At 46.2% G+C, this 24549-nt stretch carries 19 protein-coding genes; 12 read left to right on the top strand and 7 right to left on the bottom strand.

Features of this window, described 5'->3' with window-relative positions; genetic code table 11:
- Positions 1-23: 23 nt before the first annotated feature.
- The 5 genes from J2Z65_RS23275 to J2Z65_RS23255 form a co-directional block, all read right to left on the bottom strand.
- The gene (locus J2Z65_RS23275) at positions 24-1748 is read right to left on the bottom strand and encodes a SulP family inorganic anion transporter (RefSeq protein ID WP_167052382.1); all 1725 of its coding nucleotides are present in this window, start codon (positions 1746-1748) and stop codon (positions 24-26) included.
- Positions 1749-1911: 163 nt separating this feature from the next.
- Positions 1912-2238: an ArsR/SmtB family transcription factor gene (locus J2Z65_RS23270; RefSeq protein ID WP_167052384.1), complete on the bottom strand. Its 327-nt coding sequence runs from the start codon at positions 2236-2238 to the stop codon at positions 1912-1914.
- A gap of 86 nt (positions 2239-2324) precedes the next feature.
- Positions 2325-3929, bottom strand: a complete 1605-nt coding sequence (locus tag J2Z65_RS23265) for a helix-turn-helix domain-containing protein (RefSeq protein ID WP_167052386.1) — start codon at positions 3927-3929, stop codon at positions 2325-2327.
- Complete coding sequence (locus J2Z65_RS23260; protein ID WP_167052388.1) at positions 3922-5712, bottom strand: sensor histidine kinase; 1791 nt, start codon at positions 5710-5712, stop codon at positions 3922-3924. The genes J2Z65_RS23265 and J2Z65_RS23260 overlap by 8 nt, the downstream gene beginning before the upstream one ends.
- A gap of 39 nt (positions 5713-5751) precedes the next feature.
- Positions 5752-7113 (bottom strand): sulfatase-like hydrolase/transferase, encoded by a 1362-nt coding sequence (locus J2Z65_RS23255; protein WP_167052390.1) that lies wholly within the window; start codon positions 7111-7113, stop codon positions 5752-5754.
- Positions 7114-7286: 173 nt separating this feature from the next.
- On the opposite strand from J2Z65_RS23255, the gene J2Z65_RS23250 reads away from it, so the two are divergent.
- The 5 genes from J2Z65_RS23250 to J2Z65_RS23230 are packed head-to-tail and all read left to right on the top strand — an operon-like array spanning position 7287 to position 12505.
- Positions 7287-8249 carry a carbohydrate ABC transporter permease gene (locus tag J2Z65_RS23250; protein WP_167052392.1) on the top strand — a complete coding sequence of 321 codons (963 nt, stop codon included), beginning with the start codon at positions 7287-7289 and terminating at the stop codon, positions 8247-8249.
- A 15-nt stretch (positions 8250-8264) separates the two neighbouring features.
- Positions 8265-9095 carry a carbohydrate ABC transporter permease gene (locus J2Z65_RS23245; RefSeq protein WP_167052394.1) on the top strand — a complete coding sequence of 277 codons (831 nt, stop codon included), beginning with the start codon at positions 8265-8267 and terminating at the stop codon, positions 9093-9095.
- Positions 9096-9120: 25 nt separating this feature from the next.
- On the top strand, positions 9121-10464 hold the full coding sequence (locus tag J2Z65_RS23240) for an ABC transporter substrate-binding protein (RefSeq protein WP_240159465.1): 1344 nt from the start codon (positions 9121-9123) through the stop codon (positions 10462-10464).
- A gap of 22 nt (positions 10465-10486) precedes the next feature.
- The gene (locus tag J2Z65_RS23235; protein WP_167052396.1) at positions 10487-11641 is read left to right on the top strand and encodes a Gfo/Idh/MocA family protein; all 1155 of its coding nucleotides are present in this window, start codon (positions 10487-10489) and stop codon (positions 11639-11641) included.
- Between the two features lie 3 nt (positions 11642-11644).
- The gene (locus tag J2Z65_RS23230) at positions 11645-12505 is read left to right on the top strand and encodes a sugar phosphate isomerase/epimerase family protein (RefSeq protein WP_167052398.1); all 861 of its coding nucleotides are present in this window, start codon (positions 11645-11647) and stop codon (positions 12503-12505) included.
- Positions 12506-12555: 50 nt separating this feature from the next.
- On the opposite strand, the gene J2Z65_RS23225 is transcribed toward J2Z65_RS23230, so the two are convergent.
- The gene (locus tag J2Z65_RS23225; protein ID WP_240159466.1) at positions 12556-13275 is read right to left on the bottom strand and encodes a response regulator; all 720 of its coding nucleotides are present in this window, start codon (positions 13273-13275) and stop codon (positions 12556-12558) included.
- On the bottom strand, positions 13272-14879 hold the full coding sequence (locus J2Z65_RS23220; RefSeq protein ID WP_167052400.1) for an ATP-binding protein: 1608 nt from the start codon (positions 14877-14879) through the stop codon (positions 13272-13274). The genes J2Z65_RS23225 and J2Z65_RS23220 overlap by 4 nt, the downstream gene beginning before the upstream one ends.
- Positions 14880-15097: 218 nt before the next feature.
- Here J2Z65_RS23220 and J2Z65_RS23215 point away from each other — a divergent pair, with 218 nt between their 5' ends.
- From J2Z65_RS23215 to metE, 7 genes are all read left to right on the top strand, one after another.
- Positions 15098-16174, top strand: a complete 1077-nt coding sequence (locus J2Z65_RS23215; RefSeq protein WP_167052402.1) for a Bug family tripartite tricarboxylate transporter substrate binding protein — start codon at positions 15098-15100, stop codon at positions 16172-16174.
- A 63-nt stretch (positions 16175-16237) separates the two neighbouring features.
- Entirely contained in the window at positions 16238-16699 is a 462-nt protein-coding gene (locus J2Z65_RS23210; protein ID WP_167052404.1) for a tripartite tricarboxylate transporter TctB family protein, read from the top strand.
- A gap of 22 nt (positions 16700-16721) precedes the next feature.
- Positions 16722-18227: a tripartite tricarboxylate transporter permease gene (locus tag J2Z65_RS23205; RefSeq protein ID WP_193580755.1), complete on the top strand. Its 1506-nt coding sequence runs from the start codon at positions 16722-16724 to the stop codon at positions 18225-18227.
- 96 nt (positions 18228-18323) lie between these two features.
- A complete protein-coding gene (locus J2Z65_RS23200; protein WP_167052409.1) occupies positions 18324-19247 on the top strand; it encodes an AEC family transporter in 924 nt (307 codons plus the stop codon).
- 49 nt (positions 19248-19296) lie between these two features.
- Positions 19297-20715, top strand: a complete 1419-nt coding sequence (locus J2Z65_RS23195) for an NAD-dependent malic enzyme (RefSeq protein ID WP_167052410.1) — start codon at positions 19297-19299, stop codon at positions 20713-20715.
- Between the two features lie 511 nt (positions 20716-21226).
- On the top strand, positions 21227-22129 hold the full coding sequence (locus tag J2Z65_RS23190; RefSeq protein ID WP_167052412.1) for a LysR family transcriptional regulator: 903 nt from the start codon (positions 21227-21229) through the stop codon (positions 22127-22129).
- 109 nt (positions 22130-22238) lie between these two features.
- The gene (gene metE / locus J2Z65_RS23185) at positions 22239-24527 is read left to right on the top strand and encodes a 5-methyltetrahydropteroyltriglutamate--homocysteine S-methyltransferase (protein WP_167052414.1); all 2289 of its coding nucleotides are present in this window, start codon (positions 22239-22241) and stop codon (positions 24525-24527) included.
- The last annotated feature ends 22 nt before the right edge of the window (positions 24528-24549 follow it).

The raw sequence follows: 24549 nt of genomic DNA, 5'->3' as shown, positions 1-24549 counted from the left end.
GGAGGGATCAAGGGCTTTTAAGTTTAACTGCTCGGATTCGATAGATGATGGCACTCATGAAACGCAAAATGCTTACAGCCAAGACACTGTGAACGGTTTAGTTTGGTTAATGCCAAGGAAATCGCTTCTCCTGTTTTTTCAATAATGTGTTCCTGCCCAATGAATTCGTCTAATCTTGTTTTTTGAAGCATCTGGCGAGGTTGGCTTTGTATTTCGGAAATGATCAGGGTGCCGCCGTGTTTGTTAAAATGCTTAACGATGCTTAATAAATTGGATTCCCCTGTTGTATCCATATAGGGAACATTGCGCATTTTCAATATGATGATGACGTTGGGTTTGTCATTGATTTCAGCCATAATGGTCTTCTCAAACATATCAGCAGCCCCGAAAAACAAAGCTCCATCCACCTTATAGATACTAATCTGCGGGCAGTTAGGTTGCTCATTTGCGATCTGCGCGTCTACTTTTTCGTTCGTATCGGCAGGGGCGGGCATGACCTTTGACGTAATAAGATGATTGCTCATATGTTTCACAAAAATGATGCCTGACAAGACGATTCCAATCTCAACAGCCGTTGTCAAATCTGTAAAAACAGTTAGAAGAAAGGTAATAAGCAAAACAAATGACTCCGCCGTTTTAGTTTTTAGTACGCGAATGAACTCTTTGCGTTCGCTCATATTCCAAGCCACAACCATTAAAATTGGCGCCATGCTCGCAAGTGGGATGCTTGATGCATATGGAGCAAATAAGATCAAAACCAACAGGACGACTACTCCGTGAATGATCCCAGAGAAGGGAGACTCGGCACCGTTTTTAATATTTGTTGCGGTTCGGGCAATTGCCCCTGTTGCAGGAATCCCCCCGAACAACGGAGTTATTATATTGGCAATCCCTTGACCAATTAACTCGCGGTTGCTGTTATGTCTGGTTCCTGACATTCCGTCAGCAACTACAGCTGAAAGCAAGGATTCAATGCCTCCCAACATTGCAATTACAAAAGCTGGTCTTATTAGAGATTGAATGTGTTCAATTGAAAGTGCAGGAAAGTGTAGACTGGGCAAGCTTTTTGGGATTGCGCCGTAAGTGGAACCGATGGTTGCAATTTTGTCAGGATAGAAGAGAGATGCTGCAACCGTTGAAATTAATATTGCTACTAATGAGCCAGGTATTTTTGGAAAAAGCTTTGGTGTCAGAATGAGAAGCACCAGGCAAATTACAGCAGTTAACATACTGTGAACATTGATTGTTGAAATGTGAACGCCTATTTCCTTCATATTTGAAAGAAAATCTTGATGCTTTTGAAGATCCCTTAATCCTAGGAAATTGGCAATTTGTCCCGTGAATATTGTTACGGCGATACCTGCAGTAAAACCTATTGTTACAGGACGTGGAATAAATTTAATAACACCGCCTAATTTAAAAATCCCCATGAAAAGCAAAATGACTCCTGCCATACAACCTGCGATAAGCAAGTTTTCGTATCCGTACTGCATCACAATCACAAATAAAATGGGGATAAATGCTCCGGTAGGACCGCCAATTTGAAACTTTGAACCACCGAATAAAGAGATTAGTATTCCTGCTACAATGGTCGTATATAACCCGTATTCAGGCTTTACGCCTGAAGCAATTGCAAACGCCATTCCTAATGGAATGGCGACAATTCCTACTATGAGACCTGAAATCAAGTCTTTTTGAAATTTTTTAGCTGTATAGCCCTGGAATCTGCCGCCAAAAGAAAGTTTCATATCCAATCCCACCATCTTTAAATATCTGATTATTTGAATATATATAAAATCATATATCCAAATCGAAATGGTGTCAATTTCATTTTTCTTTGATTACAAATGAAATAAAAAAAGGATGTAAATCGAGATGAACTGCCCGATTCACTCCTTTTGTTGGAGAGTGTTACTGATTTTTTATATTTTCTAACATTGAAATAGCATTCACAAGATGATTGTCAAAAATCTGCTTCGTCACGATTAGCAGGTCTTTAATTAAGGGGTCAGTTAGCGAGTAAATCACAGAGGTTCCGTCTTTAATCCCGCGGACTACGTTTTTATTTCTTAATACGGCTAGTTGTTGTGAAACGGCAGAACCATCGCTACCCAATATCGATTGTATCTCATTCACGTTTTTATCGCCTTCAACTAAAACTTCAAGGATTCTTATTCGCAATGGGTGTGCTAACGCCTTGAAAAAATCGGCTTTAAAATGCTGGATTTCTTGAAACATTGCGTTCTCCCCTAAATCATTAAAAATTTAATATTTATATCATACCATATCACCAACTAGAAAGCATTGGACCAATAGGGATGTCCCTACATTCTTCTCCGAAACTCCGCCGGTGACTTGGACGAAAAGCTCCGAAACAATTTAATGAAGTAGCTGGTATGTTCAAAGCCGAGCTTCTCCGCAATTTGTTCAATGCTCGCATCGGATTTATCCAGCAGATCGCGCGCACATTCCATTTTGGAGCGGTTAACGAATTCGACGAAGGTTTCGCCGGTTTCCTTTTTAAACAGACGGCTAAAGTGAGACGGATTCAGATTCAGCCTTCCCGCCATTTCTTCCATACTGATCTTCTCACCCAGATGCAGCAAAATGTGCCGCTTCGCTTCTGCAATCTCCTTCCGCACGCTTTGATTGCTTAGCGTCTGTAAGGCGGCCCTTTTTTCTAAAAGAAATTGATGCGTCCATTCCCGGAGATGATCCAGTGTAACGATCTGATAAATGGTCTGATGAAGCAGCTCGGCTTTGAAATTCGAGACGAAATGCTGCATCACAATGTACTTGAGCTCAAGCTCCATAACCAGATTAACCATCCAACTGCGCACAGTATCAACTGGATAGCGTTTGTCCTGAATCAGCCCGAACCATTTGTTAATCGCAGCCGTTATGTCCTCCTCGACTCCGCTCTGGATACAAGCTCTAAAATCCTGAACCGCCTCGATATAATGAATAAAAAGATCGTCATTCGTTGGTTCAAACGCTTCGACAGTGACAATCCGCTGTTCTCCGGCGTAGAAGCGGAACAATTTGGCATTCAGCAATGCTTGAATCTGCTTTTTCAAAGATGGCAGATCATCACAGACGTCTCCTAAATACATGGATAATTCGATGCGTATAACCTGGCGGAACGATTGTTGAGCCCGATGCAGTTCGCTGCGAATATCCTCGTACATATTCCGCTTCAGCGTCTTGGTAAAGGGGAACAACAGGATCGCATGCCTTTCGTCCAGGGTTAAAATACTGCAACCTTCCGTAAGAATTGACTCACTTAAGGTGTTATCCAGAACAAACTGCAAGAGGTGGGTGCTCCCGAAACGGGATTCCAAGTCCAGAGCCCGTTCGGGCATTACCAATACCGGTAAGATCATGCTGCCATTCCCCAAATGAATATGGAAAGCAGCTGCTTTCTCTATCCATTCAGCTTCATTCATCACCGGTTGCTCGAGCAGTGAACGAAGGAAGGTTGTACGGATCACGGAGCGGTTCTGCTTAACGACATCCTGCAGCTGGCGAACACCTTGCTTAGCTGTTTTTTCTTCATTTAACTGAGCAATAAGCGTACGAAGCAGCTCAATTAAATGATCAATCTGAAGGCTTTCCTTCAGCACATACTCGCTTACATGTAATTTAACGGCCTTCTGCGCATACTGAAAATCTTCATGGCACGATAAGATAATCGTTTTAAGCTGCGGATTGCTGATGCGGACTTTTTCAAGAAGCTCCAGTCCATTCATAATCGGCATCCCAATATCCGTAATTAAAATGTCGGGATGATGCATTTGGCAAGCTTCGAACGCCTCTTCGCCGTCTGCACATGCGGCAGCGAGTGTGAGCCCAAGATCACCCCAAGGAATACTGGCTGATAAATAATCGAGCAGCGGCACATTGTCATCGGCGAGAACGACTTTATACATGAGGTTCACCCTTTCTGAAATCGGTAGGAATATGAAGTTCAATCGTTAAGCCTTGCCGCGGTTCGCTGGAAATTTTCATTTCAAATAAGTCTCCGTAAATTAACTTAAGCCGTTCATAGACATTGGAAAGCCCAATGCCAGAAGGGGGGACATAGCCGCTCTTCCGACTTTGAATAACAATTTGTTGTTTATTCAACTGTAAACGTTCCTGCAATTGCTTTAATGGCAATTCGTCCAACCCCTTACCGTCATCCTTGACCGTAATCAAGAGGGTGGTTTCGGTCTTCCGCGCTTGAATAAGAACGTGACCTTTCCTGCGGATGAAGCCGTGTTTATAGGCATTTTCAATGAGCGGCTGCAGAATAAACCGGGGAACTTCCTCCAGCTGCAGCTCGGGAGCTACATCAATATTTGCCTCAATCGGGTGACGAATGGCGAAATTCATTAAGTCCATATATTGTTTAACGGTTCCGAGCTCGGCATGAAGGGGTATGAATTCCTGTTGGCTGGATGAAAGCATGGCTCGCAGCAAAGAAGACAGGGATTCAACCAGCTCTGCGTTTTCTTTGTCATCCTTCATCAGCAGCTTCAATCGAATCGAGCTAAGCACATTAAATAGAAAATGAGGATGAATCTGCGCTTGCAGCAGAGCAAGTTCGGCATGGCGTTTTAACTCCTGCTCAAGCTTAACATGCTCTAGCATTTCCAGAATACGATCAAGCATATTGTCGAAGGAGCGGCCAAATTGACCAACTTCATCGGCACCCCGAATGTTGGAACGTATTGTTATATCGCCTTCTTCTACTTTTTTCACGACATGTCCCAGTATCTGAATCGGCTTCGTGAACTTGCGCAGGAAGAAGACAAGGGCAATGAGAAAGACGGCGGCGAAGAGCATTTGAAGAATGAGATTGGAGTGGTACATGGCTGTCAACTTTTTGGTCAACTGCTCATAGGGCGCCACGCTCACCAGCTTCCAACCGGCAAACCGCAGTGGAATGCTCGTAATCAGCTGGTTCGTACCGTTTAGTTCGATCATGCCGGAAGGGGGCATATGACTTAGATCCAGTACATGTTGAAAGTTACTCCCTATAAGTTCGGGGTTACGGTTCGATAGTATCCGATTATTGGCATCAAGCAAGTAAACATTCTCTGTAAAATCTGCAAAGAGGTCGCGAACCGCATTCTCTGCGCGGCTGACGATCAGCGAAGCCAGAGGTTTAGGGGAGTCGCTGTACAACATGCGCGCAGTAAGAACGACATAGGGCATATCCTTTTCCTTACCGGATATGTAATTTGGCTCTGCGCCAATAAAGAGCGTGTCATAGGCTGACAATTGAGACAGTTGAGAAAACCACGTACGCTTCGTAAATAAGAGTGGATTCCAATCATAGAATGAGTAATCCGAGTATGCCCGGCCATCAGCCATGAGCAGGGTCAGTTGTAAATCAGGTTTTTCGCCGGCAATTTGTTCGAGTCGAGTCGTAATCTGCTTGGCGGCCAAAGGATCTGTTTTGCCATTTTCCATTAAAGCGCGCAGCTCAGTATCGAATTGGATGAAATTTGATATGGAAACCATCTCGTCAACGATCGTATAAATTTGCGTCTGGACGATTTTCAGCGACTGGATAGCTTTTTCCTGCGTTTGATCGCGAATGATACGTTCGGAATAAATGATAGTCGTGTACAGCATCAAAAGGGTAGGGATCACCAAACATGCGATCGATGTAAGAATGAGCTTCTGCCGTAGTGACAATCTATGAAGATACTGCTTGATGCGCATGTTTGACTTACCTCCTTAAGAACTTGATACGCTGTGGGTTTATGCATACCCTGCATTCTGATAATCCGGGCTGGCATCAGGACCAAAGCCTAACTCAGCCCGCCGCTTGCGAAATCTTGCCAGCAGCGGGGCATAGTCAGGTTCATGAATGAAATTGAAAGATTCCTCGGGATTACGCGCTAGGTCAAATAATACTTCAGGCATCGTTTCCCCATAATATTGATACTTCAAATGATCTTGCTTAATCATAAGATTGGTGCCCATAAATTGGGATATCGTTTCATTATTCCACTCGGCAGCGGAATCAGCCATGAGCGGGACAAGGCTCCGACTGTCCAACCCCTGCGGAACCGGAGTATCCGATAAGTCACACAACGTTGCAAAGAGATCGCATAGGTTTACATTTTGCTCAACAACGCGGCCTTTGCCGAATTTGCGCGGATACCGAATGATCAGAGGGACTCTAACGCTTGCTTCGAAAAACTTCTGCTTCTCCCAAATCCCATGCTGACCAAGCATCTCGCCGTGATCGCTCGTATACACGATAATCCAGTCATCGAGATCTTGGCCGACATGTGTAAGGGCATTCAGTACGTCCCCATACATCTCGTCGATCGTTTCAACCATGCCATAATAAGCGGCCGTCGCCCGTCGCAAATCACGCTCTGTCGCATCGGTACCTGTGCGAACCTGATGCTGGGATAGGAAAGGATGATCGAATACCTCATCATGTACATAGGGAGTAACGCGATTCAAGTAATAGTTGAATTTCTCTTCACTTGTTAAATAGGGATAGTGAGGCTGCAGCAGGCTCAATTTCAGCAGCAGGGGGTGAGTTTGTTCTCTATCATAATAGGGATTACAGAAATAATCCTCAATAAACTGCTTGGCGCCCTGAACTGCATAGGCATCATGGGTAATACACAGCCCTTTTCCGATACCGGCTCGCGCAATTTCTTTGGCATCCGACCATTTGCTTTCTAAGAAAGGCTTACGCATAGACATCGCTTTTCCGCCAACGTATTGGGGATTGATTTGAATATCTCCGCTAATCCGTGATGTCCAGCCCTGCATTTGATCTGTCCCCAGGTGGTGCAGCTTGCCGCTGACAACGGTTTCATATCCCTCCAAGGCAAGCTGTCTCGCGAAAGTCAGTGAACCTGGCGGCAAATCCTGCCCGAATTGCTCGCAATGGTTTGTTCGGGGAAGTTGACCGGACAGGATACATTGCCTGGCGGGAATGCAGATTGGAGAAGGGGTATAGGCATTCGAAAAGACAACGCCATCTTTGGCTAGCATGTCCAATACAGGCGTGCGTATAACCTGATTCCCGGCCCACCCCGCAACATCAGGGCGATGCTCGTCACTCATGAGAAACAGAATATTTGGTCGCTTGGGCATTTGGCAATTTCTCCTTTGGCTTGTGATTACTTTCTATCATAGAAGGTTTTTGTTTCCGATACATGGGATGATTTTTGCAAAAGCCAAAAGATTTCGATCATTTTTTTTCGTAAATAGAAAAATTCGTTCCATGTTTTTCTTATTCGTTGCTCCTATAATGAGCGTATAGAACGATGAATGAGGTGATTTTCTTGGAACAAGTGTTAACGAATGGCGTAACCAAGGCTAATAGTCAACCGGCTCGTACCACTGCCAGAAAGCGGTCATTTTACGATACGATGGCTGGTTACTTGTTTATTTCTCCTATGCTGATCACAACAACGGTCCTCACGATTATTCCAATTGTGCTGTCGGCTATCATCAGTTTCACAGATTGGAATTTCATTACAGGCTTAGGACACATCAAGTTCATAGGAATAAATAATTACCTGGAACTACTGCGTGACGGAAATTTCCTTCGTTCGATGAAAAATAACATAGCACTGATGGGCGTTGTACCCGTCGCGATGTTCCTTTCTTTGGTACTGGCTGTACTTATTAATAAAGCGACGTATTTTAAAACCTTTTTCAAAGTCATCTACTTCATGCCGTTTATCTCTAGTTTCGTTGCTGTGGCTGTACTTTGGCGAGTATTGTTTCATCCGAACAGCGGGCCGATCAACGGGTTTCTCAAATCAATTGGCATCGAGCATCCGCCGTTGTGGTTAGCTGATCCGAACTATGCCTTAGTTTCTGTTATGATTATTATGGTTTGGGCATCTTTGGGCTTCAACATGATTATTTTTCTGGCCGGTTTGCAAAATATCCCCAAAGATTTGTATGAAGCTGCCGATATCGACGGAGCCTCTGTGATCAAACAATTTTTCTCGATCACCCTTCCGCTGCTCTCGCCAACCACGTTCTTTTTGCTCATAACAGGCATCGTATCGTCCTTTAAAGCCTTTGACCTGATTATGATCCTTACGAACGGCGGACCCGCAGGCTCTACATCAGTGATTGTCTTTTATTTATATGAAACCGCTTTTATTAATTTAAAGTCCGGATATGCGTCAGCCATTGGTATGATGCTCCTCTTCTCTATTCTCATCATTACGATCATTCAATGGGTGGGGCAGAAAAGATGGGTAAATTATTAATCGGGAGGTGATCCTATGAAAAAAATTCAACTGAACCGTTCAATCATCACACTAGGGATGTCACTCGGAGGGATTATCTTCATCCTGCCTTTTGTATGGATGCTTTCGGCTTCGTTCAAGCCGGAGCTGGACGTGCTGACCTACCCTATCCAATGGATTCCGACAAGGTGGAATGCCGTTAAAAACTATAGCGAAGTTTGGGCTGGGGCATTGCCTTTTTCGCTCTATTATTGGAATAGTTTGAAAGTGACGATCATGACAACGTTGTTTTCCTTGATCATTTCTTGTATGGCTGCCTATGGGTTCTCGAAGGTGACGTTTAAGGGGCGCGATCTGATCTTCGTTCTTGTATTGGCAACATTCATGATTCCGCATCAAGCGATTCTCGTGCCGCAATTTATTATGTTCCGCTGGTTAGGTCTCTTTAATAGCCATATCGGCTTAGTTCTCATAGGAGCTTCCGGGGTGTTGGGTACTTTCTTGCTGCGGCAATTTTATATGGGCATTCACACTGATATTATTGAATCCGCACGAATAGATGGGGCGAATCATTGGATCATTTTCTCTCGCATTACGCTTCCGCTCGTTAAACCGGCGATTGCTACTTATATGATTTTACGCTTCATCTGGACGTGGAACGATTATCAGAATCCGCTAATTTTCCTCCGGTCCGATCACTTGTTTACGATTCAACTGGGGATGCGGAAATTCGCTGACGTGAACGGTGAGTACTATTCGCTGATCATGGCTGGCGCCGTCTCCGCCATTCTGCCTTTGTTGATTATTTTCATCTTTGGTCAAAAGCATGTCATTGAAGGTGTTGCTTCAGGAAGCGTCAAAGGCTAGCATAATTTTACTAGGGGGAATTGGGATGAAATTGAAATGGAAATGGAAACAGACAGCAATCGGGATGACGGCTGCAGCTGTGCTTTTGACAGGATGCGCTTCTTCGAAGGAAGCAGATGGCGGCGCAGCTTCCACATCCAGCGGTAAACCTGTCAGCATTAAGCTGCATACGTGGAACAATTTGAAAACAGACGGCTTCGACGTTGTGCTGCAAGAATTCGAGAAAAAATATCCGAATATTAAAGTGGAGTTCGTTTCTGCAGGAGATAACAACTCATTGGAAGCACTGAAGAAAATTGACCTGGCCGCTGCATCAGCAGAGGATATGGATGTCATCATGCTCCCTGCCTCTAATTATCTCGCACAGCGGGCTGCTCTAGGGATGTTCGAGCCGCTAGACTCGTATCTGAGTAAAGAAGGAATCAAGCTGGATGATGAATACATTGGCGCTACACAGCTGAATGGAAAAACGTACGGCATCCCGGGGAAATCTGTCAGCCAGTTTGTCGTAATCAATGAAGCGCACATGAAAGAAGCGGGACTCACGGTCCCGCAAAGCTGGACATGGGATGAATATCTCGATTATTCGAAGAAAATGACCAAGACGGAAGGCGGAAAAACACGCTACGGCACGTACTTCCATACCTTTATTAACTTCACCTACCTGGCACAATTCGCCCAAATGCAAAATGCAGGTCTCGTCACCGACGATGGGAAGAGCGCCAATATTAATACGCCGTTTATGCGTAAGTCGTTAGAACTGCGCCTACAAGCGGAGAAGGATAAATCAGGGACACCTTATGCCGAAGTGATCAGCCAGAAGCTAAACTATCGACCGCAATATTTCAATCAAAATACAAGCATGATGCAGGTGGGGTCCTTTATTATTGCGGAAACCGGCGGTTCCGATGCTGTGCCTGCGACTTTTAAGACGGTGTTTGCTCCCATGCCTACGATGAAAAAAGGCGATCCGATCCTGACACCGGTGGGAGGGGACAATTTTGCCATCTACAACAATTCGAAACATAAGCAGGAAGCCTATACCTTTATCCGCTGGTTTACAACAGAGGGGCTTGTTCTTCAGGGCAGATTCATTCCTTCTTGGAAAAAGGCGAATTTGGAGCAAGTTGTGAATCAAATTGTTTCCAAAACAAAAACGCCTGAGATGGTAGACAAGGAATCGTTGCTATACGTTTTGAAAAATAGTGCTGCAACCAAAACAGCTGTACCACTAACTTATCAAGCTGAGGTAGATAAAGTGATGCAAGAAGAATTCGATAATATGATGCTGAAAAACCAGGATATCGATACAACGCTAAAAGTAGCGCAAGATAAAATTCAGAAGCTCGTAGACTCAAAAAATAAGTAGTATCAGAGGAGGAGCAGTAGATATGAAACAAGTGAGATTAGGCATTATTGGATTAGGAGCGCAAGGAGGGTTATATGCCGGATTTCTTGCGGATGGCAAGGTGAAGAACATGGTGATTGGAGCCATCTGCGACACAGACCCGGCCAAGGAAAGGGTAAGCGCAGAGAAGTATCCAAATGTCCCTTTCTATACGGATTATATCGAGATGCTGGAGAGCGGTGACGTCGATGCGGTCGTTACCTGTGTACCTCATTACTTGCACCCGGCAATCGGTATTCAAGCTTTGAAGCGGAATATCCATGCCCTTGTAGAGAAACCGGCAGGCGTATACACCAAACAGGTGAAAGAACTCAATGAGTTTGCGGCATCCAAGCCGGAGCTGACGTTCGGTATTTTCTTTAATCAACGCACGAATCCACTCTATCAAAAAGTGAAAGAAATCATTGATAACGGGGAGATTGGTCAAATTCGCCGGACGAATTGGATGATTACGACGTGGTGGAGACCGCAGGGCTACTATGATCAAGGAGCATGGCGTGCAACTTGGGGCGGAGAAGGCGGAGGCGTTCTTGTCAATCAAGCGCCGCATCAGTTGGATTTGCTTCAATGGATATGCGGGATGCCGAAGAAGGTATACGCGAATCTGAAATACGGCTACCAGAGAAATATCGCTGTGGAAGACGATGTAACAGCAATCCTCGACTATGGCAACGGTGCAACAGGCGTGTTCGTTACATGTACCCATGATGTGATGGGGACGGATCGATTCGAAATTTTGGGCGATAAAGGCAAAATCGTTGTGGATGACAGCAAGAAAGTCACGATTAAGCGGCTTCACAAGCCGGAATCCGAGATGAGCGCTACGATGACGATGCAGGATGTTATGAAAATTTTCATGGGACAGGGCCAAGCTGACATTTACACCGAAGAAGTACTTGAATTTGGCAGTGTTTGGGGGGGTCAGCATGTGGCTGTTTTGGAAAACTTCACGGCAAATATCGTAGACGGAACACCGTTAATTGCTCCAGGAAGCGATGGGATACATGGCGTCGCCCTAGCGAATGCGATTCATCTGTCGAGCTGGTTAGGTCAGGAAGTGGACATGCCATTGGATGAGGATTTGTTCTATGCTGAGCTTGCGAAGAAGATGACACAAGAAAAAGTGAAGGTGGGTTAAACGATGAATAAAGGGAAAATCGGCGTTCAAATGATGATGCTCAAGGGGAAGGTCGAGGAGCTCGGCGTCTATGAAACGCTGAGAAAAGTTCATGAACTGGGTTATCGCTGCATTGAGGTATCGCAAATTCCCATGACAGCAGAGAATGTAGCTGAGTTAAAAAGAGCCAGTATCGATTTCGAAATTAAAATCGCGTCCTTATCGGCTGCTCTAGAACCGATGATGCCCGGGATGAAGGGGGAGACGCTATCTGACGATTTCGACAAAATTCTACAAGACTGCAAACAGTTGGACTGTAACTTTTTGCGGATTGGCATGCTGCCCTTCCATTTGATCGGCAGTAAGGATAAAGTGATGGAGTTTGCGCAAAAAGCTGATCAAGTTGCCGAACGTCTTGCCGGACATGGGATCGAGCTTTACTATCATAACCATCACATCGAGTTTCAAAAATATGATGGCGAATATTTACTTGATCTGATAAAGAACAACACCAAACGAATCGGGTTTGAACTGGATGTTCACTGGATTCATAGAGGCGGAGAGAATCCCGTTTCGGTCATCAAGAAGTACGCGGGGCGTATCGCACTGCTGCATTTGAAGGATTACCGGATCGGGCAGCTGGATATGAATGCTTTATCAAGCGGCGACATGGGTAAATTTATGCAGGCCTTCACGAATGTGATAGAGTTTGCGGAGGTGGGTGAAGGCTCCCTCGATATGAAAGCTATTATCGATGCAGGACTGGAAAGCGGTTCGCAGTATTTCTTGGTCGAACAGGATGATGTGTACGGACGTGATCCATTCGACTGCTTGCAAACTTCTGCTAACAATTTGAGAAATTTGGGCTATGCGGATTGGTTTTGAACGTTAAGAAAGGGACTCCATTGGAAATATGGGGTCCCTTTTCTAGTGCGTCACTTTTCCTTTTTACGGTAAACCCTCTCAGGTCGTCCGACGACGCCATAGGACAGATCGGCGAATACTTCGCCTGAGCTGACCAGATGCTCCAAATAACGCCGTCCCGTCGAACGGCTGACGCCGATTTCCTTGGCGATTTGATCCGCGGTCATCCCGTCCGCCGCAGTGGAAATCGCCTGAACGATTTTTACCAGTGTTAACTTATCGATGCCTTTGGGAAGGAAGGAAATCTCGGAGCGGAATTCTTTTTTCCCCGAGCCGGACAATAGGCGATCGACATCGCTCTGATTGATGGTGGCGCTTGTATTCAAACGATTCAACTCGCGGTGGAAGTCCAGATAGCGTAAAAGGGTTTCCTTAAGCCGGTCAAATACGAGTGGTTTCATGATATAGTCGAACGCGCCGCTGCGGATGGCTTCCCGAATAGCCTCGACCTCTTTGGCGGCGGTAATCATAATGACGTCGGTGTCCCGGTAATGTTGGCGAATAAATGAAAGCATGTCCAGTCCGTTTGCACCAGGGAAATACACATCCAGCAGTACTAGATTTGGCCGTAATATGTCCAGCTGTTCTTTCGCCTGAACATCGTCTGTGGCGATTCCGACGACGTGAAAGGCGTCTACTTTCTCAATAAATCTCCGGTTAATTTCGGCGATTTTCACGTCGTCTTCAATAATTAATACTTCAATTTTCGGCTGTTGGAGCTCCAGGTTCAAGGTAAGGACTCCTTTGTGCGGGAATGGGATTTAGGAACGGCGACGGTGAAGATGGTGCCGCCTGATGGATTTTGATGGAACGTTATATACCCGTTCAGTTTGCTTACGGCATGCTTGACTAAGGCTAGACCAATGCCACGATGCTCGCCTTCTTTTGTTGAGAAACCTTTTTCAAACACCGCGCTGCTTACTTCGTCCGGAATTCCGATGCCGCAGTCCTCGCATTCGATAATCAAATCTTCGCCGAGATCGGTCAAAAACAATTTGACATAAGGCTCATCTTGCGCCTCAACAGCCAAAACGGCTTCCATGGCATTATCAATCAAGTTTCCGATAATAGTGACCAACAAATCGCGATCAATCTCTTCAGGGATATCCGCAAACGAGCTTTCACGGTCAATTTCAAACGTTATTTTCAGTTCCTGCGCATGATTGAATTTGCCGATCAGCAGTCCTCCGATCATAGGATCAGGGATTTCGTGCATGATGAACTGCACCCAATTCTGATGCACATCCGACTCCTTGGAGATGAGATCGACAGCTTCCTGATAAGACTCTAGCTGGATAAGTCCGGATATGACATACAGTTTATTCGAAAACTCATGGGTCTGAGCGCGCAGCGCTTCCGCAAACTGCTTTACTTGCGACAGTTCCTCGGCGAGGCGATATAACTCGGATTTGCTGCGAAAGCTCGAAACTGCGCCGGTTACAGCGTGCTTTCGGTTCACAATCGGCACCCGGTTGACAATGACTTCATGATCGCCAATCAGCATTACATGGTCGAACTCGGCTTCTCCCGTGCGGACGACTTCGTATAGGCGAGTGTTCGGGATAACATCTTCTATGTGTCTGCCCGTGATTTTGGCACTTACCGGCAGATGCAGAAGCTGCAAGGCATAGCGGTTCGCCATCGTAATGATGCCATCCCGGTTTACCGCGATAATGCCTTCGCGAATGGATTGCAGAATTGCCTGTTTTTCGGTATAAAGCTCACCGATTTCCTTAGGCTCCAGCCCATGAATGGAGCTTCGGACGTTGCGCGCGATAAGGACAGAGCCGATCAGTCCAATGACTAGCACAATGAGGGAAATCTGCTCGATACGCGATTTATAAGCATCTGTTAGGGTATCAATGTCCTCAGTAAGAAAGCCAACGGAAACAATGCCGATCACATCGCCGCGATTATCGAAAACAGGTGCTTTACCGCGAAGCGAAGGCCCAAGGGAGCCAATGGCTTTGGAAATAATTGACTTGCCTTCCAGAACAGGTCCGTTGTCGCCTCCAACCATCTCTTTGCCGATTCGTTCAGGAAGCGGGTGGGAGTAGCGGATGCCTTCACGGTTCCCGACAACAATGTACTCTGCATCGATTTTTTCACGAACACTTTCCGCGATAGGCTGGATGATCGCAGAAGGATCGGGCGTTTGGAAGGCATGACGAATGTCTGGCATATCAGCAAAGGTTTCAGCGACTTTTAACGCGCGGGTTCCGATCTGATCCTCAAGTGCCGCGGTCATAAGATAATAGAAAATACTGCCTAAACTGATGATAACCAAGAATAGAAGCGAACAAATGATTAAGATAAGCTTCGTTTGCAGCCTCATTGACCACACAGGCCCCCTGTTTTTGCTTGTATTGTAACATAAAGCGCTATTATTTTGATCGTTATTGAAGGAGCACATCCGTGAACAATATGAACAAAATGTCCAAAACGGCGTTAATACAACTAATTTTGTTAAACTTCCCAACATGCACAGGCAGGTGTTATTCTGAAAGCGCTTTATAGAAAGCGTATACAAACAATAAATTTGGAGGGGTTCTTTTGATAAAACAACTTTTTTCAGCTTCCTGGAAAGTTACGGCGATTAGCATTCTTGCAGTTAGTTTGGCGGCTTGCGGCAATAACGCTGCGAAGCCCGCGGCGACGTCATCAGTGCCGGCCGACAAAGCCAAGGAGACGACGGCACCAGCAGCGGCTAAATCCAACTATCCTGAAAAAGCACTCAGTATCATCGCTCCATCCGGCGCAGGTGGCGGATGGGATATGACAGCCCGCACGATCGCCAAAGTATTGGCAGAAACGAAAGCAGTCGATAAGCCGGTTACCGTTGAAAACAAGCCGGGCGGTGGCGGTGCTGTATTCTTGGCGGAATATGCGACCAAAGATGTGAAAGACAACTACAAACTGTTCGTCAGCTCGCCTCCGATTTTGATTAACCATTTGAAAAAAGAAGGAAACACGCCATACGGCTACAATGATACGACTCCGCTAGCGCAACTGACCAAAGATTACGGCGCTGTCGCTGTAGCGGCAAATTCCAAATATAAAGATCTGAAATCTTTGCTTGATGACATGAAGGCTGATCCTACGAAACTTACGGTAGCAGGTGGTTCGGCGCCAGGATCGATGGATCATCTGGTGTCCATACTTCCGGCGTTCAAATACGGCATTGACCCGAAGAAGGTTAAATATGTGTCCTATGACGGAGGCGGTGAAGCCGTAACTGCACTGCTTGGTGGGAATGCAGATGTGCTGGGTACAGATGCTTCGTCCTTGGATCAATATGTGAAAGCCGGCAAAATCCGCATTTTGGCTGTAGCGGCACCATCCCGTCTTGGAGGCAGCTTGAAGGACGTTCCGACAATGAAAGAACAAGGTGTTGATGCAGAGTTCTTGATCTGGCGCGGATTTTTTGGACCAAAGAACATGAGCGCAGATGCGAAAAGCTACTGGGAGGCTGCCATCAAGAAAATGGTAGAATCCGATGCATGGAAGAAAGAAATGCAAGCAAACAACTGGGAAACGGACTATAAGAAAGCCGATGATTTCAAAACTTACTTGGGCCAGCAAGAAGCCCAGCTGAAAGATATGTTGACAGCGCTTGGCATGCAGAAATAGACCTAAAGCAACAAGGGAGAAGAGAGTTTCTTCTCCCTCGCCCTTAGGGTAGGAGGCAGAGAGATGAATACTACGTTTGACCGTTATGCAGGCATCGCCTTTTTCGCCATTGGCCTTGCATTTGTCATAGGCTCCTTAGGTATATCAACAAGCGCTTACGGAAGCAATGTGGGTGCGAATATTTTTCCGATGATTCTGGGATCGTTCTTGTCTTTAATGAGTATTCGTCTTATTTATGAGACGTTCCGCAAGCAGCGTGCGGAACGAAGCGAGGAAAGCTTGGATTACAAAAGATTTGGCATTATTTTTATCGCCGCTGTCTTATACGCTTATTTCCTTGAAGATATCGGGTTTGTTATTTCCACGTTCCTTTTCCTGATGATCGGATTCCAAACGATGCAAAAGGGCAGAGTGTGGGTTTCCCTGCTCATTGCTGCCGGGTCCTCTTATGGCGTTTATTATTTGTATGTGAATGTGCTGGATGGATCGCTTCCCGGATTCCCAACATGGTTAGGGGGGGCATAACGTGAGTACGATTGAGTATGTAATGCACGGTTTAGGCACTGCGATGCAGTGGCATAATGTCGTATTTGTATTTTTGGGGGTATTGATCGGTACAGTAGTCGGCGTGCTTCCAGGGATTGGTCCGATGAGCGGTGTAGCCCTCTTGATTCCGATCACGGCTACGATGACATCGGGCTTAGGACCGGAAGAAGCGGCGACGAGTTCTATTATTTTGCTGGCAGGGGTGTATTACGGTGCGATGTATGGAGGTTCAACGACATCAATCCTGCTGAATACGCCGGGGGAATCGTCTTCTGTCGTCACGACGCTTGACGGCTACCAGATGGCCAAACAAGGGAGAGCGGGAGCAGCGCTTGCGATCTCGGCGATCGGTTCCTTCGCGGCTGGGATTATTTCGCTGATCGGTCTTATCTTCCTGGCGCGTCCTTTATCTGCGGTGGCCATCAAGTTCGGGCCGGCCGAATATTTCTCCCTCATGGTGCTCGGCTTGCTTGCAATCAGCGGACTTGCCGGCAAATCCATGGTGAAAGCGCTCATGATGACCGCCTTCGGTCTGCTACTCGCGACAATCGGCATCGACAACGTATCAGGGGTGGAAAGGTTCACATTTGGCATTCCAGAGCTGTATCAGGGATTGGAATTCCTGACCGTCGCGGTTGGTACCTTCGCTGTCGGCGAAGTGTTCAAAACGATCCTCCAGCGAGAAGGTAACGATGGCGAACTGGCGAAAATCAACCGCATTCTGCCGACGAAGCAGGATTTGAAAGACAGTGCGGCACCGATTGCCCGCGGTTCTGTGCTTGGTTTCTTCATTGGCTTACTGCCTGGCGCAGGCGCGATTCTTGCTTCTTTCTTCGCTTATATCGTGGAGAAAAAGATCAGTAAAAACCCTGAGAAGTTTGGTAAGGGAGCAATCGAGGGTGTAGCCTCGCCGGAATCCGCCAATAACGCCGCTTCCGGCGGCGCGATGATTCCGCTTTTGACCCTGGGGATTCCCTCCTCCGGTACGACCGCGATTCTGATGGGTGCTTTCATTATGTACAACGTGCAGCCAGGTCCTTTGTTATTCCAGGATCACCCGCAGCTTGCCTGGGGCGTCATCGCCAGTATGTTTGTCGGCAATCTAATGCTGCTCATTCTCAATATGCCTCTGGTTAAAGTGTTTGCCAAAGTAATTGAAACACCGACGAAATATTTGATTCCGTTGATTATCGTCTTTTCTGTGTTCGGAGTGTATGCCGTTCAATATTCGACGTTTGATTTGCTGCTCATTATGGGCTGCGGACTTGTCGGCTACTTCCTGGCTAAAAACGATTATCCGTTAGCGCCGTTGGTGCTCGGTCTCATTCTCGGTCCGATGATGGAAAACAATATGCGCAGAGCGCTCACGATTTCTAATGGCGATTTCATGATTTTCCTGCAAAAGCCAGTCTCACTCGTGTTTCTCATCATCGGCCTCTTGTGGATCAGTATTCCGCTGATCTTGAAACTGCGAGGCAAGAGTGTACTTGTAAACGAGGAAGGATAAAAGCTATCGTTAACCCCTGTTAGATAGGTCGAGCCCCGCTGGTTATCAGCAGCCTTCCAGCCTAATCAGGGGTTTCGTTAATTGGGGAGAAACGCCATGGATGTTCTGTATTTGATCGTGCTCAATGTCATTGTTCCCGTATTTCTGCTCATTGGCGCAGGGGTGCTGCTGCATCGCGTCTTTCATTTCGAGATGAACACCTTGTCAAAGCTTAATGCATTTTTCCTGCTGCCGGCTGTTAGCTTTACCAACATTTATGAAAGTAAATTTGACGCTTCACTCTTACTCAGGGTAGTTGGATTTCTGCTCCTGCAAAGCTTCATGCTTATCTTATTCAGCAAAGCGACGGCTAAATTGGCCAAGTTTGATAAAAGTCTTTCTTCGACCTTTTCCAATAGTGTTGTTCTAAGCAATTCGGGTAATTTCGGACTTCCTGTCAGCCAGCTCGTTTTTCAAAACAATCCGCTAGGATTATCCGTACAAGTTGTCGTTTCGATCTATCAGAACCTGTTAACGAATACGTACGGGCTGATGAATGCGGTATCGGCGCAAAGCCAAGGGCAGAAACTGCTCAAGGAGCTTCTGAGAAATCCGATGATTTACGCGTTTATTTTGGGCTTGCTTATGCATTCACTTGCAGTACCCATTCCTGCTTTTATCTGGAGTCCGCTTCAGAATGTCGCAAACGCATTTCTAGCGATTGCCCTTGTTACGCTGGGTGCACAATCCGCTTTTATACCATTCAAACGACTGAGTCCCGCCCTCGTCTTCAGCTTGCTGGGCAGACTTATCATCTCGCCGGCTATTGCGCTTTCCTTCATATGGCTGCTCAAGCTGGAGGGGACGACAGCGCAAGCGCTGCTTATTGCTAGTAGCTTTCCAACATCTAGAAATAGTGCGGCTTTCGCTTTAGAGTATGGAAATCATCCGGAATACGCCGCTCAGGCCGTTCTGCTTTCCACAATACTGAGCAGTGTGACGGTAGCCGGGGTTGTCTACGCGGCAAAATTACTTTTTTAACTATGATAAAATGTAGCGTATTTTTTTCGCTCAGAATATGGAGGCTGCAATGACAATTACGATGGGTGGTAAAAGTATTATTTTACGGTTGGAACTGCAAACGGAGCAGATCCATTTCGGTCAATTAATTACGGTCATTACGGAAAGCGGCGGTGATGTTGTCGCCATTGACGTCATCCAAACCGGAGCGAATTGGACGGTTCGCGATATAACGGTTACGGCTATGGAACAAGCTCAGCTGGATAAAATTACGGCAAGGATTAAGGATCTCGCCGGGGTCCGTCTTGTTCATGTCTCGGATCGTACATTTCTGCTTCACCTAGGCGGGAAAATCGAGATGAAGCCCAAATCGCCCATTCAAAATCGGGATGACCTGTCACGTGTGTACACACCGGATGTGGCAAGAGTCTGCATGGCGATTCATGAAAACCCGGACAACGCCTATAAGCTGACTATTAAGCGCAATACAGTCGCAGTCGTTTCAGACGGCAGCGCTGTCCTTGGACTCGGCAACATCGGGCCTTATGCCGCTATGCCTGTCATGGAAGGCAAGGCCATGCTGTTCAAGCAGTTCGCTGACGTCGATGCCATTCCGATTTGCTTGAGCACGCAGAGCACGGATAAAATTGTTGAGACAATTAAGCATCTTGCGCCTGCCTTTGGCGGCATCAATCTGGAAGATATCTCCTCGCCACGATGCTTTGAGATTGAAGAACGGCTGCGCAATGAGCTGGATATTCCGGTTTTTCATGACGACCAGCACGGTACGGCAGTCGTATTGTATGCAGGGCTGATCAATGCGCTGAAAGTCGTCGGTAAGCGGATCGAAGATGCCAAAGTTGTCGTGTGCGGCATCGGTGCCGCTGGCATTGCCTGCTCGAACATTTTGCTTGCCGCAGGTGTGAAGGAGCTAATCGGGGTTGACCGGGAAGGCGCGCTGGTAAGTACCGCTGATTACGCCAATCCGATGTGGAATGGGTACGCGCAGCGGACGAATCCGAACAAGCGGGAAGGTTCTCTTCACGATATCATTGACGGGGCAGACGTGTTTATCGGTTTGTCCGCGGGTGGGGTGCTGAAGAGGGCAGATGTGGAACGGATGGCGGAACAGCCCATCGTTTTCGTTATGGCGAATCCTACGCCTGAAATACATCCGGATGAAATTGAAGACATCGCTGGCGTTATCGCCACAGGGCGATCCGATTTTCCAAACCAGATCAATAACGTGCTTTGCTTCCCGGGTATTTTCCGTGCTGCTCTGGATTGCCAGGCTGCCGTGATTAACGAAGAAATGAAGCTGGCAGCTTCCACGGCGATAGCCTCTGTCATTTTACCGCAGGAACTGAACAAGCTGTATATCATTCCAAGTGTGTTTAATCAGGAAGTTGTCAGACGTATTCGGGAAGTCGTCATTCGTGCAGCGATTCAAACCGGCGTGGCGCGCCGAATACCGCGCGAGTTTCGCTAGAGCGCGGACGCAGCAGGGGGGCATCGCGCACAAAGAATAAGAGGCTGCCTTCAGACATCGTAGATGACTGAGGGCCAGCTTTTCTTATTTGTTTGCGATGGGGGAACTGGAGGGCGCTATTTGAGCTGAATATGCTACTTTCAGGTGCCCTGCAGAACTACAGGGTCTTATTTGCGACATGAAGCCGTCACTTAGCTTAAAATCGACAAAATAACGGAACAGAGTTCCCGCTAAATGACCCAATGACTATTTCTAGTGCAAATAGCAGAATGTAGTTCCCACTTACTCTAAATTCCCATAGCTCAAAAAACCAATGAAAAAAACAGCTTAAGACACCCGTCGGGAGCTAATTTTTTGCTTTTCATATCAAAAGACAGCAGCTGTCCACATTGGATTGGCTGTTTTTCTGTGCTGATATACCTACACTGAGATATAATTGAAGAGAGTTTGATTTACTAGAGATGAAAGAAAGACATCCAATTTTCTAAATGAATGAAGTAGGGGGATCACAGTGACTTTACAACAATTAAAATATGTGATTGAGGTCGCAAATCGTGGATCTATCAATGAAGCTGCCAAAAGGCTGTTTATTTCTCAGCCAAGCCTTTCGAACGCAATTAGAGACTTGGAAGAAGAACTGGACCTTGCGATATTTGATAGATCCAATAAAGGGATATCTCTTTCTAAAGAAGGAATTGAATTTCTAAGCTATGCGCGGCAGGTCGTTGAACAAGCGGAATTATTGGAAAGCCGGTATCTGAATGCCAAGCCTTCCCCGCAGCATTTTTCGGTTTCCACACAGCATTATGCGTTTGCTGTTAATGCCTTTGTGAATCTGGTCCGTGAGTATGGACAAGAGGAATATGATTTGGCGCTGCGCGAGACCAAGACCTATGAAATTATCGAAGATGTCAAAAATTTACGCAGTGAGATTGGCATTTTATATCTAAATGAGTTCAATGGAAAAGTCATAAACAAGTTGCTCAAGACGGCAAACTTGCAATTTAACAGCTTAATCACCGCTAAGCCTCATATTTTCATAAGTATTAAGAACCCGCTAGCCAAACAATCTATTGTGACTGTTGATCAGCTAGAGGATTACCCGTACTTATCCTTTGATCAAGGAGAGTACAATTCCTTTCATTTCTCAGAGGAAATTCTCAGCACGATGATGCATAAAAAAAGTATTCGTGTCAATGACAGGGCGACACTCTTTAATTTGTTGATCGGATTAAATGGATACACCATTTCCACGGGTGTCTTAAGTGCCGATTTGAACGGGAATGAAATTATTCCTGTACCCCTGGATTGTGAAGAAAGCATTCATGTAGGATGGATTTCACATAAGAATGTTTCGCTTTCAAAACTAGGAACGGCGTACATTGAAGAACTCAAACAAGCCTTATCCTGTTAAGCATTTGGGTATAGCCTAAGACTATATCTGGATATAGTTTTATCCAGTTACACTATATCTTCAAATCCGTGATATCTTACTTGTAACAATTCGAAAAGGGGATCACAAGATGATGAAGAGTAGCAATTTAGGGTATCCGCGTATAGGTGAAGATCGGGAATGGAAGAAAGCACTGGAAGCTTTCTGGGCAGGTAAACTTGGGGAAGAGGAGTTACGTCAGCAGCTGCAGGATTTACGTTTGAATCACTTGCGGAAGCAGCTGGCAAAAGGGATTGACGTCATCCCAGTCAACGATTTCAGTTATTACGATCATATGTTAGATACGGCTGCGATGTTTGGGATTGTGCCAAAACGGTTTCCTTATGAGGGCGGAGTCGTCCCTTTGTCAGTCTACTATGGGATTGCACGTGGGACGAAAGATGCTGCGGCAAGCGAAATGACGAAGTGGTTTAACACCAATTATCACTATATTGTGCCTGAACTCGATGGAGCAGTACCTGTTCTTACGGAGAATAAGCCTCTATCCGCATATCGCGAAGCTAAAGAGAAGCTCGGGATCGAAGGCAAGCCGGTCATCGTTGGCCCATTAACTTTCCTGAAGCTGTCAAAAGGATACAGTCAAGCTGATTCGGATGCCTGGCTGAGCCGATTACTTCCTCTCTATGTGCAAATCCTTCAAGAGCTTGCGAATGAAGGGGTGGAGTGGGTACAAATCGACGAACCGATTCTCACGCAGAAGTTAAGTGTAGCTGATGTGAATCGTCTGAAAAACATTTATGAGACGTTCGCGGCGTCAGTGCCTACTTTAAATATTATGCTCCAAACTTATTTTGAATCAGTAGAGCAATACACGGAGATCATCGGGCTGCCCGTCAAAGGAATAGGACTTGATTTCGTTCACGGGAGATCCGGCAATTTATCATCCATTCAAGCGTTGGGTTTTCCGGAAAATAAAGTTTTAGGCGCAGGTATCATCGACGGACGAGGGATATGGAAGTCATCTCTTCGAGAGAAACTGGGACTTCTGGAGGAGCTAGCCGGATTTGTAAATCCTGAGCGGATCCTTGTCCAATCATCTTGCAGTTTGCTGCATGTTCCCGTATCGGTTGCATATGAGACGAAGCTTTCGACAGAACTGAAGGATGCTCTTGCATTTGCAGATGAAAAGTTGGATGAGATTGTCCTGTTAACCAAAGCGGCTTGTCGGAATTTGAACGCAATACCAGAAGAATTTCAAGAAAACGAGCGTGCCTACCTGACCTTCAAGTTTTCAAAAAATCGCAAGCGGGATGACATCCAGCAGGCTGTCGCCACAATCGCAGATCAACAATTAGAGCGAAAATTGCCTTTTTCTGAGCGTTATGCAGCTCAGCAGCAGAAATGGCAATTGCCGATTTTTCCGACGACGACAATTGGCAGTTTCCCTCAATCCGCTGAAGTTCGAAAAGCGCGCCAACTTTGGCGTAAGAATGAGTGGAGCCAAGAACAGTATGATGATTTTATCCGGAAACAGATCGACATCTGGGTACAAGTACAGGAGGAAATCGGCCTTGATGTTCTCGTCCACGGGGAATTTGAGCGAACGGATATGGTCGAGTTCTTTGGGGAGAAGCTGGAAGGGTTTGCGTTTACACAGAATGGCTGGGTACAGTCCTATGGATCCCGTTGTGTGAAGCCGCCGATTATTTATGGGGATGTGGCGTTCCTGAAAGAAATGACTGTCGAAGAGACAAAGTATGCTCAGTCACTGACAGGACGTCCCGTTAAAGGGATGCTAACCGGGCCTATTACGATCATGAATTGGTCATTCGTCCGCGAAGACATTCCCCGTGAACAAATCGCTTATCAGCTTGCCTATGCGCTCAGACAAGAAGTAGAGGCACTTGAACGTGCGGGGATTGGGATGATTCAGGTCGACGAGCCAGCGGTCCGGGAAGGATTGCCGCTTAAGGAAGCCGATCAAGCAGAATATCTCTCGTGGGCAGTCAAAGCTTTCCGTATGGCGACTTGCACGGTACAGGATACAACGCAAATTCATACTCATATGTGTTATTGTGAATTCCATGACATGATTCATTCGATTGAAGCGATGGATGCGGATGTGATCTCGATTGAGACCTCTCGCAGCCATGGGGAACTGATTCATAGTTTTGAGGTGAACACCTATACAAAGGGCATAGGGTTAGGTGTTTACGATATCCATAGTCCGCGGATTCCAGGTGTTGGGGAAATGACGAGTATGATCGAGCGTGCATTGCATGTATTGGATCCCAAGCTGTTTTGGATTAATCCCGATTGCGGACTTAAGACCCGCGGAATGAAAGAAACAGTGGAATCCTTGCGGAACATGGTGGAAGCTACACAGATAGCGCGTTCCAATCATGCTGCCACAGTGTGAGTGATAGCCATCTTCGAGGTGG

It is taken from the genome of Paenibacillus aceris (assembly GCF_017874035.1).
GTDB lineage: Bacteria > Bacillota > Bacilli > Paenibacillales > NBRC-103111 > Paenibacillus_E > Paenibacillus_E aceris.
This window is presented reverse-complemented; position numbering and strand designations above follow the sequence as displayed.